At 57.0% G+C, this 17,879-nt stretch carries 17 protein-coding genes; 14 read left to right on the forward strand and 3 right to left on the reverse strand.

Features of this window, described 5'->3' with window-relative positions; translation table 11 throughout:
- Positions 1–58 precede the first annotated feature (58 nt).
- From rmuC to tatD, 8 genes are all read left to right on the forward strand, one after another.
- Complete coding sequence (gene rmuC, locus B4M48_RS14615) at positions 59–1,546, forward strand: DNA recombination protein RmuC (protein ID WP_104085848.1); 1,488 nt, start codon at positions 59–61, stop codon at positions 1,544–1,546.
- 74 nt (positions 1,547–1,620) lie between these two features.
- Positions 1,621–2,379, forward strand: a complete 759-nt coding sequence (ubiE, locus tag B4M48_RS14620; RefSeq protein ID WP_039381797.1) for a bifunctional demethylmenaquinone methyltransferase/2-methoxy-6-polyprenyl-1,4-benzoquinol methylase UbiE — start codon at positions 1,621–1,623, stop codon at positions 2,377–2,379.
- A 6-nt stretch (positions 2,380–2,385) separates the two neighbouring features.
- Entirely contained in the window at positions 2,386–2,991 is a 606-nt protein-coding gene (ubiJ, locus tag B4M48_RS14625; protein WP_039381799.1) for a ubiquinone biosynthesis protein UbiJ, read from the forward strand.
- Complete coding sequence (gene ubiB, locus B4M48_RS14630; RefSeq protein ID WP_039381801.1) at positions 2,988–4,625, forward strand: ubiquinone biosynthesis regulatory protein kinase UbiB; 1,638 nt, start codon at positions 2,988–2,990, stop codon at positions 4,623–4,625. The genes ubiJ and ubiB overlap by 4 nt, the downstream gene beginning before the upstream one ends.
- A 104-nt stretch (positions 4,626–4,729) precedes the next feature.
- Positions 4,730–4,975 (forward strand): twin-arginine translocase TatA/TatE family subunit, encoded by a 246-nt coding sequence (gene tatA / locus B4M48_RS14635; RefSeq protein WP_039381803.1) that lies wholly within the window; start codon positions 4,730–4,732, stop codon positions 4,973–4,975.
- A gap of 9 nt (positions 4,976–4,984) precedes the next feature.
- Entirely contained in the window at positions 4,985–5,494 is a 510-nt protein-coding gene (gene tatB / locus B4M48_RS14640; RefSeq protein WP_039381806.1) for a Sec-independent protein translocase protein TatB, read from the forward strand.
- 2 nt (positions 5,495–5,496) lie between these two features.
- A complete protein-coding gene (gene tatC / locus B4M48_RS14645; protein WP_039381808.1) occupies positions 5,497–6,243 on the forward strand; it encodes a Sec-independent protein translocase subunit TatC in 747 nt (248 codons plus the stop codon).
- A gap of 90 nt (positions 6,244–6,333) precedes the next feature.
- Positions 6,334–7,116, forward strand: a complete 783-nt coding sequence (gene tatD, locus B4M48_RS14650) for a 3'-5' ssDNA/RNA exonuclease TatD (RefSeq protein WP_039381811.1) — start codon at positions 6,334–6,336, stop codon at positions 7,114–7,116.
- Here tatD and rfaH read toward each other — a convergent pair.
- The gene (rfaH, locus tag B4M48_RS14655; protein ID WP_039381813.1) at positions 7,113–7,601 is read right to left on the reverse strand and encodes a transcription/translation regulatory transformer protein RfaH; all 489 of its coding nucleotides are present in this window, start codon (positions 7,599–7,601) and stop codon (positions 7,113–7,115) included. The two genes, tatD and rfaH, sit on opposite strands and share 4 nt — an antisense overlap.
- A gap of 236 nt (positions 7,602–7,837) precedes the next feature.
- On the opposite strand from rfaH, the gene ubiD reads away from it, so the two are divergent.
- The gene (gene ubiD, locus B4M48_RS14660) at positions 7,838–9,322 is read left to right on the forward strand and encodes a 4-hydroxy-3-polyprenylbenzoate decarboxylase (protein WP_039381814.1); all 1,485 of its coding nucleotides are present in this window, start codon (positions 7,838–7,840) and stop codon (positions 9,320–9,322) included.
- 31 nt (positions 9,323–9,353) lie between these two features.
- Positions 9,354–10,055 carry an NAD(P)H-flavin reductase gene (gene fre, locus B4M48_RS14665; protein ID WP_039381815.1) on the forward strand — a complete coding sequence of 234 codons (702 nt, stop codon included), beginning with the start codon at positions 9,354–9,356 and terminating at the stop codon, positions 10,053–10,055.
- A gap of 63 nt (positions 10,056–10,118) precedes the next feature.
- Here fre and fadA read toward each other — a convergent pair whose 3' ends face one another.
- Positions 10,119–11,282: an acetyl-CoA C-acyltransferase FadA gene (gene fadA / locus B4M48_RS14670; RefSeq protein ID WP_071668200.1), complete on the reverse strand. Its 1,164-nt coding sequence runs from the start codon at positions 11,280–11,282 to the stop codon at positions 10,119–10,121.
- Positions 11,283–11,291: 9 nt separating this feature from the next.
- Positions 11,292–13,475 (reverse strand): fatty acid oxidation complex subunit alpha FadB, encoded by a 2,184-nt coding sequence (fadB, locus tag B4M48_RS14675; protein ID WP_288657092.1) that lies wholly within the window; start codon positions 13,473–13,475, stop codon positions 11,292–11,294.
- Between the two features lie 186 nt (positions 13,476–13,661).
- On the opposite strand from fadB, the gene pepQ reads away from it, so the two are divergent.
- The 4 genes from pepQ to hemG are packed head-to-tail and all read left to right on the forward strand — an operon-like array spanning position 13,662 to position 17,634.
- Entirely contained in the window at positions 13,662–14,993 is a 1,332-nt protein-coding gene (pepQ, locus tag B4M48_RS14680) for a Xaa-Pro dipeptidase (protein ID WP_071668198.1), read from the forward strand.
- A complete protein-coding gene (locus B4M48_RS14685) occupies positions 14,993–15,610 on the forward strand; it encodes an IMPACT family protein (RefSeq protein ID WP_288657094.1) in 618 nt (205 codons plus the stop codon). Before pepQ ends, B4M48_RS14685 begins: the two co-directional genes overlap by 1 nt.
- Positions 15,611–15,627: 17 nt before the next feature.
- Positions 15,628–17,079, forward strand: a complete 1,452-nt coding sequence (gene trkH, locus B4M48_RS14690) for a Trk system potassium transporter TrkH (protein ID WP_039381820.1) — start codon at positions 15,628–15,630, stop codon at positions 17,077–17,079.
- A gap of 18 nt (positions 17,080–17,097) precedes the next feature.
- Entirely contained in the window at positions 17,098–17,634 is a 537-nt protein-coding gene (gene hemG / locus B4M48_RS14695; protein WP_039381821.1) for a menaquinone-dependent protoporphyrinogen IX dehydrogenase, read from the forward strand.
- The last annotated feature ends 245 nt before the right edge of the window (positions 17,635–17,879 follow it).

The raw sequence follows: 17,879 nt of genomic DNA on the forward strand, positions 1-17,879 counted from the left end.
GACATTCCTCCAGGCCAACTTTACCTTTCCCCTGAGCATCGCGAGGGGCGGGGGGATCATGGATCAGCAACTTATTATTACGCTTGTACTGGCACTGGCCGGTCTGGGTATCGGCTGGCTGCTGGCGCAGCTGCGTGCCGGTCAGCAGCACGCCAGCCTGACCGCGGAGCATCGTCTGCTGGAAGCGGCGCAGCAGCGTCAGCAGCGCGAACAGGAACAGCTGCAGCTACAGCTCCGGCAGCGTGAACAGGAGCTGCGGCAGCTGCATGGCACCCTGAGCGGGGCGCAGGAGCGCCTGCAGCAGCTGGATTACTGGCGTGCTGAAAGTGAACAGCTCAGCCGCGAGCTGCGTAATCAGCTGGAGGTCAACAGCGCACAGGAAGCGGAGCTGCGCGAGGTGACTATCCGGCTGGAGGAGACGCGCTTTGCCGCTGAAGAGAAGCAGCGGCTGCTGACCAGCAGCGAGCAGCGTCTGAGCGCCCAGTTTGAGAATCTTGCGAACCGCATTTTTGAAAACAGCGGTCGCCGTGTTGATGAGCAAAATCGTCAGAGTCTTAACAGCCTGATTGCGCCGCTGCGCGATCAGCTGGATGGCTTTCGCCGTCAGGTCAATGAGAGTTTTGGTCAGGAGGCGCGTGAGCGTCATACGTTAACGTATGAGATCCGCCAGCTGCAGCAGCTCAATGCACAAATGGCGCAGGAGGCGTTAAACCTGACCAAAGCGCTGAAAGGCGACAACAAGATTCAGGGTAACTGGGGCGAAGTGGTGCTCAGTCGGGTACTGGAAGCGTCCGGCCTGCGTGAGGGGTATGAGTATGAAACCCAGGTGAACATCGCGCTGGAGCAGGGGCGCATGCAGCCCGACGTGATTGTCCGGCTGCCGCAGGGCAAAGATGTGGTGGTGGATGCCAAGATGACGCTGGTCGCATATGAGCGCTACTTTAACGCTGAGGATGATGCCGCACGGGAGCTGGCTATTCAGGACCATGTTGCGGCGATGCGCGGTCATATTCGTCTGCTGGGGCGAAAAGATTATCAACAATTACCCGGTTTACGCTCGCTGGATTATGTGCTGATGTTTATACCGGTGGAGCCGGCGTTTTTGCTGGCCATCGATCGGCAGCCTGAGCTGATTAGCGAGGCGCTGCAGCAGAATATCATGCTGGTCAGTCCGACTACGCTGCTGGTGGCGCTGCGTACTATCAATAATCTGTGGCGCTATGAGCATCAGAGCCGCAACGCCCAGCGGATTGCCGATCGCGCCGCACGGCTCTATGACAAAATGCGGCTGTTTGTCGATGATATGAGCGGCATCGGACATAATCTGGACAAGGCGCAGCAGAGCTATCAGCAGGCGATGAAAAAGCTGGCAGAAGGGCGCGGCAATCTTATCGCCCAGAGCGAGGCGTTTAAGTCGCTGGGAGTCGAAGTTAAGCGGCCCATTAATCCGCAGCTGGTGCAGCAGGCGCTGCCGGATGAAGCGGATGAGCGCTGGGCAGAGGATGATGCGGAAACGGCAGCGGAAGTGCGCCGTATCAATGAATAACCGGCGGCAACGTGCTCGGATCGCGCGACTCTGATACACTTCGGAGAGAATTATTTGTGGAACAGGTAAAACCGATGGCAGATGAATCACAGCAGGAAACTACTCACTTTGGCTTCCAGACCGTAGCAAAAAGTGAAAAGGCCGATAAAGTCGCGGACGTGTTTCATTCCGTTGCGGCAAAATATGACCTGATGAACGATTTGATGTCGTTCGGCGTCCATCGCGTATGGAAGCGTTTTACCATTGACAGCAGCGGCGTGCGTCGCGGTCAGCGCGTGCTCGACCTGGCAGGCGGCACGGGCGATCTCACGGCGAAATTTTCCCGTCTGGTGGGTGAAACCGGGCAGGTGGTTCTGGCGGATATTAACAGCTCGATGCTGAAAATGGGCCGTGAAAAGCTGCGTAATCTTGGGGTCACCGGCAACGTCAGCTATGTGCAGGCGAATGCGGAAGCTCTGCCGTTCCCGGATAACTATTTTGACTGCATCACCATCTCGTTTGGCCTGCGCAACGTCACGGAAAAAGAGAAAGCGCTGGCTTCAATGTTTCGCGTGCTGAAGCCGGGCGGTCGTCTGCTGGTGCTGGAGTTTTCTAAGCCGGTGCTGGATCCGCTGAGCAAGGCGTATGACGCCTATTCATTCCATATTCTGCCGCGTATCGGGCAGCTGGTGGCGAATGACGCAGAGAGCTATCGCTATCTGGCTGAATCTATTCGTATGCATCCCGATCAGGAGACCCTGAAAGCGATGATGAACGACGCCGGTTTTGAAAACAGCACGTATCACAACATGACTGGCGGCATTGTCGCGCTGCATCGTGGCTTTAAGTTCTGAGTGACCATGACGCTAACCCCTCTTATTACCGGCGCGCTTGAAACCGCGCTGAATCGTGTACTTTATCGCGATCGTAGCCTGAAAGCCGCCCGGCAGCGCCTGGCAGGTAAGGTGCTGCTGCTGCGGCTGCAGGAGCTCGATTTTCCCCTTGTGCTGGTCTTCAGCGAAACGCGACTGGACGTGCTGGGCGACTGGCAGGACAGCAGCGACTGCAGCGTCAGCCTGCGCCTGAGTACGTTGCCTAAACTGCGCGATCGCCAGCAGCTCACCGGCCTGATCCGCAGCGGCGAGCTGAACGTTGAGGGCGATCTGCAGGTGGTACAGCAGTTCTCCGCATTAATGGATCTGGCTGAACTCGATCCGGCAGAGTATCTGGCACCCTGGACCGGTGATATTGCGGCACAGGGTATCAGTCAGGCCGGCAGGCGGGCGCTGGCTTTTGCGCAGCAGCAGGTAACGCGCCGTCAGGACTATCTCAGCCAGGTGGTAACCGAAGAGTGGCGGCTGGCGCCGGGTGCGCTGGAGTTGGCATGGTTTGCAGAAGAGGTTGAAGCGATGGAGCGTTCACTAAACGCCTTTGAGGCGCGTCTGGCACAGCGGGAGGCGAAATGACGCTCGGAGAACTTCGGCGCTTATATTTTATCGTTAAAATTTTTCTGACCTACGGGCTGGATGAACTCATACCGCACATGCGCATCACGCTGCCGCTGCGGCTGTGGCGCCGCTGCGTATTCTGGATCCCCAACCGGCATAAAGAAGCGGAGATGGGCCTGCGCCTGCGTCTGGCAATGGAGCAGCTTGGCCCGGTCTGGATCAAGTTTGGTCAGATGCTCTCAACCCGTCGCGATCTGTTTCCGCCTAAAATTGCCGACGAGCTGGCAATCCTGCAGGACCGCGTCGCGCCGTTTGACGGCGTAAAAGCAAAAGCGCAGATTGAGCGCTCGATTGGCGGTCCGGTTGAGACCTGGTTTGACGATTTCGATATCAAACCGCTCGCCTCTGCCTCTATTGCTCAGGTCCACACCGCGACGCTGAAATCTAACGGCCGCAAAGTGGTCATCAAAGTGATCCGCCCTGATATCCTGCCGGTAATCAAAGCGGATATGAAGCTGATCTACCGGCTGGCACGCTGGGTGCCGCGCCTGTTGCCGGATGGTCGCCGCCTGCGTCCGATGGAAGTGGTCCGCGATTACGAAAAAACGCTGATTGATGAACTCAATCTGCTGCGGGAAGCGGCCAATGCGATTCAGCTGCGCCGTAATTTTGATCAGAGCCGCATGCTCTACGTACCGGAGGTCTACTCCGATTACTGCAGCGAAACTATGCTGGTGATGGAGCGGATTTACGGAATCCCGATCTCCGATGTCGCCACGCTGGAGCAGCACGGCGTCAATATGAAGCTGCTGGCTGAACGCGGCGTGCAGGTTTTCTTTACCCAGGTATTTCGCGACAGCTTCTTTCACGCCGATATGCATCCGGGCAACATTTTTGTCAGTTACGATCGTCCGGAAGATCCGCAATATATCGGTATCGACTGCGGGATTGTGGGATCGCTTAACAAAGAAGATAAGCGCTATCTGGCCGAAAACTTTATTGCCTTTTTTAACCGCGACTACCGCAAGGTAGCGGAACTCCACGTGGATTCTGGCTGGGTGCCGCCCGATACTAACGTTGAAGATTTTGAGTTTGCTATCCGCACCGTCTGTGAACCGATTTTTGAGAAGCCGCTGGCGGAGATCTCATTTGGTCATGTGCTGCTGAACCTGTTCAACACGGCGCGCCGCTTTAATATGGAAGTGCAGCCGCAGCTGGTGCTGCTGCAAAAAACGCTACTCTATATTGAAGGGATTGGACGTCAGCTCTATCCGCAGCTCGATTTATGGAAAACCGCGAAGCCGTTTCTGGAAGAGTGGATCAAAGATCAGATTGGTCTTCCGGCACTGGTACGTAAGGTTAAAGAGAAAGCGCCTTTCTGGGCAGAGAAACTGCCAGAACTGCCGGAACTGTTTTACGACAGCATGCGCCAGCATAAGTTATTGCAGCACAGCGTTGATAAACTGGTTAATGAACTGAACGCGCAGCGCACCCGGCATCACCAGTCGCGCTACCTGTTTGGCGTGGGGGCCACGCTGCTGTTAAGCGGGACGGCAGTACTTCTGAGCCGGCCTGACTGGGACTTCTTCCCGGCGCTGTTAATGGCGGCGGGCATCGTGACCTGGCTGGTGGGCTGGCGCAAGACAAACTAATTGTTTGCCTGGTGCAAATCGCGTAATGTCGCAGGCCGGAGCCGGTTTCCCGGCCCGCCACATTACAGTTTTTCGTTTTGTTAAGTATTTCAGAGGCATATCTCATGGGCGGTATCAGTATCTGGCAATTGTTAATCATTGCCGTCATCGTTGTACTTCTGTTCGGCACCAATAAACTGCGCAACCTCGGTTCAGATCTTGGCTCATCCATTCGCGGCTTTAAAAAAGCGATGAGTGATGAAGATGAGAAAAAAGATCTGCCTAAAGAGCAGGATGCTGACTTCAATGCCAAAACGCTGGCAGATAAACAGCATGACCCGGTGAATAAAGATCAGCCGCGGGATAAGTAAGGTGTAACTGTGTTCGATATTGGCTTTAGTGAACTGGTTCTGGTGTTCGTGATCGGCCTGATTGTACTCGGGCCGCAACGTCTGCCGGTGGCGGTAAAAACGGTAGTGGGCTGGATCCGGGCAATTCGCTCGCTGGCGGCTAATGTGCAGCACGAGCTGGCGCAGGAGCTAAAGCTGCAGGAGTTGCAGGACAGCCTGAAGAAAGTGGAAGAGGCGGGAAAGGGAACGCTCTCTCCGGAGCTGAAGCAGTCAATGGAAGAGCTGCGTAAAACCGCTGACTCCATGAAGCGCTCTGTTCAGCAGAGTATTGATATCGAAAAAGCGGAGGATGAAGCGAATACGATTCATCAGCCTGCCGCGGTTAAACCTGATGTGCCGCCGGCTGCTGCCGTCACGCCGGCGCAGGCGGAGCATCACGCCAGCGCTCCGGCGCAGGCACCTGCCGCCGCAGAAACCGTCAGCGATCGGGCTGATGCGGCGCACTCACCCACTCCCCTCTCTGCAAAAGATGAACGATAACCATGGCTGTTGAAGATACCCAGCCGCTCATCAGCCATCTGATCGAGCTGCGTAAGCGTCTGCTGAACTGCATCATTGCCGTGTTTGCGATTTTTCTCTGCCTGATCTATTTCGCTAACGATATCTATCACGCGGTCGCCGCACCGCTGATCAGCCAGATGCCGGCCGGCGCCAGTATGATTGCCACAGATGTTGCCTCGCCATTTTTTACGCCGATCAAGCTGACCCTTATTGTCTCGGTGTTTCTGGCGGTTCCGGTGATCCTCTATCAGGTATGGGCATTTATCGCGCCAGCGCTCTACCGGCATGAACGCCGGCTGGTTATGCCGCTGCTTTTCTCCAGTACGCTGCTGTTCTACGTGGGTGTGGCTTTTGCCTACTTTATTGTCTTTCCGCTGGCGTTTGGCTTTTTTGCCAAGACCGCGCCGCAGGGCGTCACCATTGCGACCGACATTACGAACTATCTCGACTTTGTCATGACGCTGTTTATGGCATTTGGCGTTGCGTTTGAAGTGCCGATAGCCATCGTGCTGCTCTGCTGGACCGGGATCACCACGCCAGACGATTTGCGGAAAAAACGGCCTTATATTCTGGTCGGCGCTTTCGTTGTTGGGATGCTGCTCACACCGCCAGACGTTTTTTCCCAAACTTTGCTCGCTATTCCGATGTACTGCCTGTTTGAAGTCGGCGTATTCTTTTCCCGCTACTACGTGGGTAAAGGGCGTAAAGCGGCAGAGGAAGACTCCTGATCGCGTTTACGCAGGACGCCCCGTTGCGCGCGGGGTGAAAGCATTTTACAAACCGCCCGCCTGCCGGGCGGTTTTTATTTGGGGAAAGAGATGTTTGATATCGGTGTAAACCTGACCAGCACGCAATTCGCAAAAGATCGCGCTCAGGTGGTTAAGCGCGCGCGCGAAGCAGGTGTCACCGGCATGCTGCTTACCGGCACTAACGCGCTGGAGAGCCAGCAGGCACGACAGCTGGCAGCACAGCATCCCGGCTACTGCTGGTCTACGGCCGGCGTCCATCCGCATCACGCCAGTGAGTGGTCCGCAGAAACAGCCAGCACGCTGCGCCGCCTGGCAGAGAGCGAACAGGTGGTTGCCATAGGGGAGTGCGGGCTCGACTTCAACCGCAATCTGGCTGCGCATCAGCAGCAGGAGTATGCATTCGATGCCCAGCTGGCGCTGGCTGCAGAGCTGCAGCTGCCGGTGTTCTTACACTGCCGCGAAGCGCACGATCGCTTTGTTGCGGTGCTGGAGCCGTGGCTGCCGAAGCTGACGGGAGCGGTGGTACACTGCTTTACCGGCACGCGTGCGGAGCTGGAAGCCTGTCTGGCGCTGGGCCTCTCCGTGGGCATTACCGGCTGGGTGTGTGATGAACGCCGCGGAATGGCGCTGCGTGAGATGCTGCCGCTGATCCCGGCGGAGCGTTTACTGCTGGAGACGGACGCGCCTTATTTACTGCCGCGCGATATGCGGCCCCGTCCGGCCTCGCGGCGCAATGAACCCTGTTTTCTGCCTCATCTGGTACAGCAGGTGGCGGGCTGGCGCGGAGAGACGGCGGAGGCGCTGAGTGCGCAGGCCGACGCAAACGCGCGTCAGCTGTTCAGGCTGGCTTAAACCTTACGAAACAGTTTGTTATCCACACTGCGCATCACCTGCTTATTCAGCAGGTTCAGCAACAGGATCGAACGGGTTTCTCCGTCGGGCTCGGCAAAAATCGCCCGCAGCCCTTCAAACGTGCCGTCGGTGATAAGCACTTCATCGCCCGACTGCGGCGTTTCAGGATCCAGAACAATCTGTGGTGTATCGGTCTGCAGTGCTTCAATCACTTCATAGGGCACCGTGGCGGGCATAGCGCCGAAGCGCACAAAATGGCTGACGCCGCGCGTGCTGCTGATGGTGGTGGTATGAATCGCTTCCGGATCGAATTCGATAAACAGATAGTTAGGGAACAGCGGCTCACTGACAGTGGTGCGTTTACCGCGCACCAGCTTCTCCATCGCGATCGTTGGACTGAGGCATGTTACTGCCTGACGCTCAAGATGTTCCTTAGCGCGCAGCAGCTGTCCGCGTTTGCAATAGAGTAAGTACCAGGATTCCATAACTGCCCCCAAATAATGGATGCCAAGAATAACAAACCTGCAGTCAGAGTTATAGCGCATCGGCTGGCGTATACCGTGCCGGCCAGAGAAATTCTCTGCGAATTTTCTGATTAGTGCGTTATCTGAGCGCTTTGCGGCAAGAGAATTGACGACCAGGGCGCATCTGTATCAGACTGCCAGACCATTACGGATCTGCACGATTTCCCGATTCACTCTGGCCGGAAAACTGAAGCCACATGAAATACCAGGACTTACGAGATTTTCTTTCGCTGCTGGAACAGCGTGGCGAGCTCAAGCGCATCACTCAGGAGATTGATCCTGAACTGGAGATGACCGAAATCGCCGACCGCACGCTGCGTGCCGGCGGCCCGGCGCTGCTGTTTGAAAACCCCAAAGGGTATGACATGCCGGTGCTGTGTAACCTGTTTGGCACGCCAAAGCGCGTGGCGATGGGTATGGGGCAGGAGGAGGTCAGCGCGCTGCGCGACGTCGGTAAACTGCTGGCATTTCTGAAGGAGCCGGAGCCGCCCAAAGGCTTCCGCGATCTCTTTGACAAAATGCCGCAGTTTAAGCAGGTGCTGAATATGCCAACAAAGCGTCTGCGCAATGCTCCCTGTCAGGAAGAGATCTTCAGCGGCGATGAGGTTGATTTGTCGCGTATTCCGGTGATGAAGTGCTGGCCTGGCGATGCGGCACCGCTGATTACCTGGGGGCTGACCGTTTCGCGCGGACCGCATAAAGAGCGGCAGAACCTGGGGATCTACCGCCAGCAGGTTATCGGCAAAAACCGGCTGATTATGCGCTGGCTGTCGCACCGCGGCGGCGCGCTCGATTTTCAGGAGTGGTGCAAAGCCCACCCCGGCGAACGCTTTCCGGTCGCGGTGGCGCTGGGTGCCGATCCCGCCACCATACTGGGCGCGGTCACGCCGGTGCCGGATACGCTCTCGGAGTACGCCTTCGCCGGCCTGCTGCGCGGCAATAAAACCGAAGTGGTAAAATGCGTCTCCTGCGATCTGGAAGTGCCCGCCAGCGCGGAAATTGTGCTGGAAGGCTACATTGAACCGGGCGACATGGCGCCGGAAGGTCCCTATGGCGACCATACCGGTTACTATAATGAAGTAGACAGCTTTCCGGTCTTTACCGTTACGCACGTTACGCAGCGGCGTAAACCGATCTATCATTCCACCTATACCGGTCGTCCACCCGATGAGCCTGCGGTACTGGGGGTGGCACTGAATGAAGTGCTGGTGCCAATCTTAATCAAACAGTTTCCGGAGATTGTCGATTTTTATCTGCCGCCTGAAGGCTGCTCCTACCGCCTGGCGGTAGTGACGATTAAAAAACAGTACGCAGGACATGCCAAGCGGGTGATGTTTGGCGTCTGGTCATTTCTGCGTCAGTTTATGTACACCAAATTTGTTATTGTGTGTGACGACGACGTAAACGCGCGCGACTGGAATGATGTGATTTGGGCGATTACCACCCGCATGGACCCGGCGCGCGATACCGTACTGGTAGAGAATACGCCGATCGATTACCTCGACTTTGCTTCACCGGTTTCGGGGCTGGGCTCCAAAATGGGGCTGGATGCTACTAATAAATGGCCGGGTGAAACGCAGCGCGAGTGGGGCACGCCGATCGTCAAAGATCCGGCGGTCACCGCGCGTATTGACGCAATCTGGGATGAGTTAGCAATCTTTGCCGAACCGCCGCAGCGCTGACGGCAGCAGAGAACCATAAGAAAGGGCAATTATGACGACGTTAAGCTGCAAAGTGACTTCGGTTGAGGCGATTACCGACACCGTATATCGCGTGCGCCTGATCCCGGAAGCGGAATTTAGCTTTCGCGCCGGTCAGTATCTGATGGTGGTAATGGATGAGCGCGACAAGCGTCCTTTCTCCATTGCCTCAACGCCAATGGAGAAAGAGATTATTGAGCTGCACATTGGCGCATCCGATCTCAATCTTTACGCTATGGCCGTGATGGATCGCATCAGAAGCGACCGCCAGGTAACGATTGATATGCCGCATGGTGATGCGTGGCTGCGGGAAGAGAGCGAGCGCCCGGTGATTCTGATCGCCGGCGGCACCGGCTTTTCCTACGCGCGTTCACTACTGCTGACCGCGCTGGCGCAGCAGCCCGATCGTGATATCGCCATTTACTGGGGCGGACGTGAACTGCAGCACCTCTACGATATGGATGAGCTGGAAGCGCTGGCGGTAAAACACCCGAATCTCAAGGTGATTCCAGTGGTTGAGCAGCCTGCAGATGGCTGGCAGGGGCGCAGCGGGACGGTACTGACCGCCGTTATGCAGGATCATGCCGATCTGAGCGGCCATGACATCTATATCGCCGGACGCTTTGAGATGGCAAAAATTGCCCGTGAGCGTTTCTGCAGCGAGCGCGGCGCGCTGGAAGCGCAGATGTATGGCGATGCCTTTGCGTTTATCTGAGGCGCAGCCGTAAAAAAGCCCGCCCGGAAGGGCGGGAACACGTGCGATTCACAGGTCTCTGTTTTAGATACGTTCAAATACGGTGGCGATGCCCTGACCCAGGCCGATACACATGGTTGCCAGGCCAAACTGCACGTCATGCTGTGTCATCTGGGTGAGCAGGGTGGTGCTGATGCGCGCGCCGGAACAGCCCAGCGGATGCCCCAGTGCAATGGCACCCCCGTTCAGGTTGACTTTCTCATCCATCTGCGCCATAAGCCCTAAATCTTTGATGCAGGGCAGGGTTTGCGCAGCAAAAGCCTCATTAAGTTCAAACAGTCCGATATCCGCTGCGCTGAGTCCGGCACGCTTCAGCGCCATTTTGCTGGCGGGAACCGGGCCGTATCCCATAATTGAAGGATCGCAGCCGGTTACCGCCATACTGCGGATACGCGCACGCGGGGTGATGCCCAGTTCACGGGCGCGGCTTTCACTCATGATCAGCATGGCGGCAGCGCCGTCAGAAAGCGCGGATGAACTGCCGGCGGTCACCGTGCCGCTCACCGGATCAAACGCCGGCCGCAGCGCGGCCAGACCCTCCAGGCTGGTCTCCGGACGGATGACCTCATCACTCTCATAGCGCTTCAGCACGCCATCGGAGTCGTGCCCCCAGGTGGGAATAATTTCGCGGGCAAAATCGCCGCGCTGCGTCGCCGCCCATGCACGCTGATGCGAACGGAAAGCAAACGCATCCTGCTGTTCGCGGCTGATATGGTGCATGCGCGCCAGCATTTCCGCTGTCAGGCCCATCATGCCGGCGGCTTTTGCCACTGTCCGGCTCAGGCCGGGATGGAAATCAACGCCGTGGCTCATCGGGACATGGCCCATATGCTCAACGCCGCCAATCAGGCAGGTCTGCGCATCGCCGGTCATAATGGCCCGGGCAGCATCATGCAGCGCCTGCATAGATGAACCGCAGAGGCGATTCACCGTGCTGGCGGGCACGCGGTGCGGAATTTCCGCCAGCAGCGCCGCGTTGCGCGCAATATTAAATCCCTGCTCCAGCGTCTGCTGCACGCAGCCCCAGATGATATCATCCAGCGAGGCGGGGTCGATCGCCGGGTTGCGGCTCAGCAGCTCCCGCATCAGATGTGCTGAGAGATCTTCCGCCCGCACCTGACGAAAGGCGCCGCCTTTAGAGCGGCCCATGGGCGTGCGTGCGGCATCAATAATGACGACATTTTCCATCTCTGTTCCTCAGGCGCGCTGCAGCGACGCTTCATCAATAGGTTGAACGGCGGGGTACCAGCTCTGATGCGCGTGCGCACGCTGCACCAGCGCCTCCGGCAGCGTATAAAGCGCGCCGAGATGTGCGTAGCGTCTGGCCTGGTCGACCACATTGCTGTTACCGAGCGTATCAAGATAGCGGAAAGCGCCGCCGCGGAATGGCGGGAAGCCGAGGCCATAGACCAGCGCCATATCTGCTTCTGCCGGTGAGGCGATAATCTTCTCTTCCAGACAGCGCACCACTTCATGCAGCATCGGCAGCATCATACGGTTGATAATCTCTTCATTGCTGAATGCGCGTGCTGGTTCACTGACGCTGCTCAGCAGCGTATCGGCGTCCGGATCGTGTATCTTCTGCGGTTTGCCTTTTTTATCCTGTTCCCAGCGGTAGAAGCCGAGGCCGTTTTTCTGCCCAAACCGGCCCGCATCAAACAGGACATCGATGGCATCCCGATAGTTTTTCTGCATGCGCGCCGGAAAGCCCTGCGCCATGACCTGCTGCGCATGATGGGCGGTATCGATACCGACCACATCCAGCAGCCACGCCGGCCCCATTGGCCAGCCAAACTGCTGCTCCATGACTTTATCAATCTGGCGATAATCAGCGCCGTCGCGCAGCAGCAGGCTGAAAGCCGCAAAATAGGGGAACAGTACCCGGTTAACAAAGAAACCGGGACAATCGTTAACCACGACCGCTGTTTTTCCCATTTTGCTGGCCCACGCCACCACCTTACTGATGGTCGCTTCTGAGGTCTGTTCGCCGCGGATCACTTCCACCAGCGGCATGCGCGGTACCGGATTGAAAAAGTGCATACCGCAGAAATTTTGCGGACGCTGCAGCGCTTTCGCCAGTTCGCTAATCGGGATGGTTGAGGTGTTGGAGGCGAGAATGGCATCGTCCCGCAGCTGCTGTTCGGTCTCAGCGAGCACTTTCGCTTTGACCGCCGGATTCTCCACTACCGCTTCTACCACCACATCAGCGCGGCGGAAACCGCTATACTCCAGCACCGGCTGGATAGTTGTCAGCACGGCAGCAAGTTTCGCACCATCAATTTTGCCGCGCGCCAGCTGCTTATTCAGCAGCTTGCTGGCTTCATTCATACCCAGCGTCAGCGCTTTTTCACTGATATCTTTCAGGATAACGGGTACGCCTTTCCACGCTGACTGCCAGGCAATCCCGCCCCCCATGATGCCGGCACCCAGCACGGCGGCCTGCTGCGGCAGCTCTGCGCGGGCGCTATGTTTTTTCGCCAGGCTTTTGACATATTGATCGTTAAGGAAAATGCCGACCAGCGCGCGGGCAACATCGCTCTGTGCCAGCGGCACAAACGCAGCCGTTTCAAGCTTAAGCGCATCATCGCGCGTCAGCCCGGCGGCAGCTTCAATTGTTTTCACCGCTGTCAGCGGGGCAGGGTAGTGTTTACCTGCCGTCTGCAGCACCATGCTTTTCGCCAGCGTAAAGCTCATCGCGGCTTCAACCGGACTCAGCTTCAGCGGCGCCAGCTTCGGCGCCCGGCGTGCCTGCCAGCTCTGCTGGGTAATGGCGTCGTGCAGCATAGTGAGCGCGGCGCTGCGCAGTTTGTCGCGGCTGACCACGGCATCGACCAGACCCAGCTTCAGCGCGCTTAATCCATCCACATCTTTGCCGGCGGCAATGATCTCCAGCGCGCAGTCGGCTCCCAGCAGGCGCGGCAAACGCACGCTACCGCCAAAGCCTGGCATGATGCCGAGCCGGGTTTCCGGCAGGCCAATACGCGTCTCCGGCGTCGCGACGCGCAGATCGGTTGCCAGCACACACTCGCAGCCACCCCCCAGCGCATAGCCATCAATGGCGGCAATGGTCGGCACCGGCAGATCTTCCAGCCGGTTAAAAATGCTGTTAGCAAAGGTCAGCCACGCGCTCAGTTTCTCTTCAGGGGCATCAAACAGCGAAAGAAACTCGGTGATATCCGCGCCGACGATAAAAGCGGGTTTGGCGGAGCTTAACAGCAGACCGCGCAGACCGGGCTGCTGCTGCAATACATTCAGCGCCTCTCCCAGGCTGGCGACGGTTTTAATATCAAGTTTATTGACCGAGCCGGGAGCATCGAAAACCAGCTCGGCAACGCCGTCTTCGAGCCAGTGTAATGAAAGGGTATCGCCTTGGTAGAGCATATCCGTCTCCTGAAACCGCGAAAAGTGATCTGGTCATACCAGATGAACAGGAGTGTGAGCGGCCTGCCCCTCTTTTGCAAACGGCAGTGTGCTTATTTGATACCGCGATCACAGGCTGGCTGGCGCGCCAATAGCGGCGCGGCTATGCTACACTGCGGCCACTTTCGCGACATCGGAGACTCGTTCATGGATTCACTGAAAACACTGTATCAGGCGCATATCAAAACGCTGCAGCAGCGGGCGCAACAGATTCTGGCGCGCGGCAAACTGGATGCGCTGCTGATCCACTCCGGCGAGCTACAGACCGTTTTTCTGGATGATCACACCTATCCGTTTAAAGTGAATCCGCAGTTCAAAGCCTGGGTGCCGGTCACGCAGGTGCCGAACTGCTGGCTGTGGGTCGACGGCAGCAATAAACCTAAACTGTGGTTCTATTCACCCGTCGACTACTGGCATAACGTCGAGCCGCTGCCGGAGAGCTTCTGGACCGGAGATGTTGATGTCATCGGGCTGAAAAATGCAGATGAGATTGCACAGCTGCTGCCAGCATCGCGTGAAAACGTCGCCTACATTGGCCCGGTACCGGAACGTGCTGCGCAGCTGGGCTTCAGCAGCGCGCAGATCAACCCGCAGGCGGTCATCGATTTCCTGCATTATCATCGCAGTATCAAAACGGATTATGAGCTCGCCTGCCTGCGTCAGGCGCAGAAGCTGGCAGTTGCTGGCCATCGCGCGGCTAAAGAGGCGTTTTTCTCCGGCATGAGCGAGTTCGATATTAACCTCGCCTATCTTACCGCTACCGGGCACCGGGATACGGATGTGCCGTATGGCAATATTGTGGCGCTGAACGAACATGCAGCCGTGCTGCACTACACCCGGCTCGATCACCAGCCGCCAGCCAAACGTCACAGCTTCCTGATTGACGCCGGCGCTGAGTATGCAGGATATGCAGCAGATTTAACCCGCAGCTATGCGGCGCAAAGTAAAACGCGCTATGCCGAGCTGGTGGAGGCAATGAATAAAGAGGAGCTGGCGCTGATCGCTACGCTGAAAGCGGGCGTGCGCTATACCGATTATCATCTGCAGATGCATCAGCGCATTGCGCGTTTGTTGCTGAAATTTGGTCTGGTAAAAGGCCTGACGGAAGAGGCGCTGGTGGCAGAGAATCTCACCGGACCTTTCATGCCGCACGGCCTGGGTCATCCCCTCGGGCTGCAGGTACATGATGTGGCCGGTTTTATGCAGGACGATCGCGGCACGCATCTGGCTGCGCCGGCGCAATACCCTTATCTGCGCTGCACCCGGGTGCTGGAGCCCGGCATGGTACTGACCATTGAGCCGGGCTTCTATATTATCGATTCGCTGCTGGCGCCGCTACGCGGGGGTAAGTACACCCAGCACTTTGACTGGCAGGCGATTGATGCGCTGAAGCCGTATGGCGGAATTCGCATTGAAGATAATGTGGTGATCCACCCTAATCGCATTGAGAACATGACGCGCGACCTGCACCTGGCCTGATGGACGCTTATGATATTCCGGCTGAGGCGATAAGCAGCAGCGAAGAGACGATCAAAAAAAGCCGCTTTATCACTCTGCTGGCGCATACGCCGGGTGCTGAAGCGGCGCGGGCGTTTGTGCAGTGGGTCAAAAGCGAGCATCCCGCTGCGCGGCATCACTGCTGGGCCTGGGTTGCCGGTGCTCCGGACGATTCACAGCAGCTGGGCTTCTCCGACGATGGCGAACCCTCCGGCACGGCAGGTAAGCCGATGCTGGCGCAGCTGATGGGGAGCGGCCTTGGTGAGATCACTGCCGTAGTCGTACGCTATTATGGCGGTATCATGCTGGGGACCGGCGGGCTGGTCAAAGCTTACGGCGGCGGGGTGCAGCAGGGACTGAAACAGCTGCCGCGTCAGCGCAAAGTGCCGATGCAATCTTTTATGCTGCGCTGTGATTATGCACAGATGAGCGATATAGAACGCCTGCTGCAGCGTTTTGACGGCATTACTGAAGAGAGCCGCTATGAAGATTGCATCACGCTGCGCATTGCGCTGCCTCATGCGCAGATAGCGGCCTTTAAGCAAAACCTCTCTGACTACAGCCGGGGTGCGCTAGCGCTGCTCCCGCTGGATAACTGAACAAAGGACACGGCTGAATGCACTTCCGCGCCATTACCCGCATTGTGGGTCTGCTGGTTATTTTATTCTCGGTAACCATGATTGTACCGGGTTTAGTGGCGCTGATTTATCGCGACGGTGCCGGCCGCGCCTTCAGTCAGACGTTCCTGATGGCGATTGTCATTGGTTCGCTGCTCTGGTGGCCCAACCGTAAACAGAAGACCGAACTTAAACCGCGCGAAGGCTTTCTGATTGTGGTGCTGTTCTGGACGGTACTGGGCAGCGTCGGTGCAATGCCGTTTATCTTTGCCGAGCAGCCTCACCTCTCCGCGACCGATGCCTTTTTCGAATCCTTTTCCGGCCTGACGACGACGGGTGCAACGACGCTGGTGGGGCTCGACTCCCTGCCGAAAGCGATTCTGTTTTACCGGCAGATGCTGCAGTGGCTGGGCGGTATGGGGATTATCGTGCTGGCCGTTGCCATACTGCCGATTCTGGGCGTTGGTGGCATGCAGCTTTATCGCGCCGAAATGCCCGGGCCGCTGAAGGACAATAAGATGCGGCCGCGTATTGCAGAGACAGCAAAAACGCTGTGGCTGATTTATGTTGTGCTGACCATCGCCTGCGCGCTGGCCCTGTGGCTGGCCGGCATGCCGATGTTTGACGCTATCGGGCACAGCTTTTCTACCATCGCTATTGGCGGTTTCTCCACGCACGACGCCAGCATCGGCTATTTTAACAGTCCGACAATCAATACGATTGTTGCGATTTTTCTGCTGATTTCCGGCTGTAACTACGGTTTGCACTTTTCACTGCTGAGCGGGCGTAACCTGAAAGTTTACTGGCGCGATCCTGAATTCCGGATGTTTATTGGCGTGCAGTTTACGCTGGTGGTGATCTGCACGCTGGTGCTCTGGCTGCATAATGTTTATGACAGCGGCTGGCAAACGCTGAATCAGGCTTTTTTCCAGGTGGTGTCATGGGCAACAACGGCGGGCTTCACCACAGATAGCATTGCACGCTGGCCGCTGTTCCTGCCGGTGCTGCTGCTCTGCTCAGCATTTATCGGTGGTATGGCAGGCTCAACTGGGGGCGGCCTGAAGGTTATTCGTATTCTGCTATTGTTCAAGCAGGGTTCACGTGAGCTAAAACGTCTGGTGCACCCCAATGCGGTCTACACCATTAAGCTTGGCAACCGGGCGCTGCCGGAGCGTATTCTGGAAGCGGTATGGGGTTTCTTCTCCGCCTATGCGCTGGTGTTTCTGCTCAGCATGCTGGCCATTATCGCGACCGGCGTTGATGACTTCTCCGCGTTTGCTGCCGTTGCGGCAACGCTGAACAACCTTGGGCCGGGACTGGGTGTAGTCGCAGACAACTTCACAACCATGAATGATGTGGCGAAATGGATATTGATCCTGACGATGCTGTTCGGGCGTCTTGAGGTCTTTACGCTGCTGGTGCTGTTCACGCCGACTTTCTGGCGTGAATAAGAGAAACAGGAACCTGTAATGAAAGCATTAATACTTTATTCCACCCGCGACGGGCAAACCCGCGAAATTGCAGCGCGTATTGCTCAGACTCTGGTACCGCAGCAGTTATGTGATGTGCAGGATCTTGCAGAGACGAGACAGATTGACTGGTCGCAGTACGATCGCGTACTGATAGGCGCCTCGATTCGCTATGGTCATTTTGATACGGCGCTGATGACGTTTGTCACGCAGCACCGGCAGTCGCTGCAGCAGCGGGTAAGCGGATTTTTTAGCGTGAATCTGACGGCGCGCAAAGCTGACAAGCGTTCCCCGCAAACCAATGCCTATACCCGCAAATTTCTTGAGCAGTCACCGTGGCAGCCCGACTGCTGCGCTGTGTTTGCCGGCGCGTTACGTTATCCGCGCTATCGCTGGTTTGATCGGGTAATGATTCAGTTAATTATGCGCATGACCGGTGGTGAAACCGATACCTCTAAAGAAGTCGAGTACACCGACTGGTCTGCAGTGAGCAGATTTGCGTATGAATTTGCGCAGTTACCAGGCAAATCGTTGTGAAATAGAGCGTTGTGGCGAAAAATAGCGCGAACAATTCTTTTTTTGTATTTAACGCTTGTCAGCCCGGAAGAACTCCCTATAATGCGCCTCCATCGACACGGCACACCGGCTTACGGAAACGGCGTCGACAGGAAGATTCGGTAAGAACTTCCGCCGGAGAAAACGCTGAAAAAAGTGGTTGACTCCGGAGGAGGAAAGCGTAATATACGCCACCTCGCAGCAGATGCTTAAGGCGCTGGCTGCAC

This window comes from Pantoea sp. UBA6567 (assembly GCF_002434165.1).
Taxonomy (GTDB): domain Bacteria; phylum Pseudomonadota; class Gammaproteobacteria; order Enterobacterales; family Enterobacteriaceae; genus Pantoea; species Pantoea eucrina.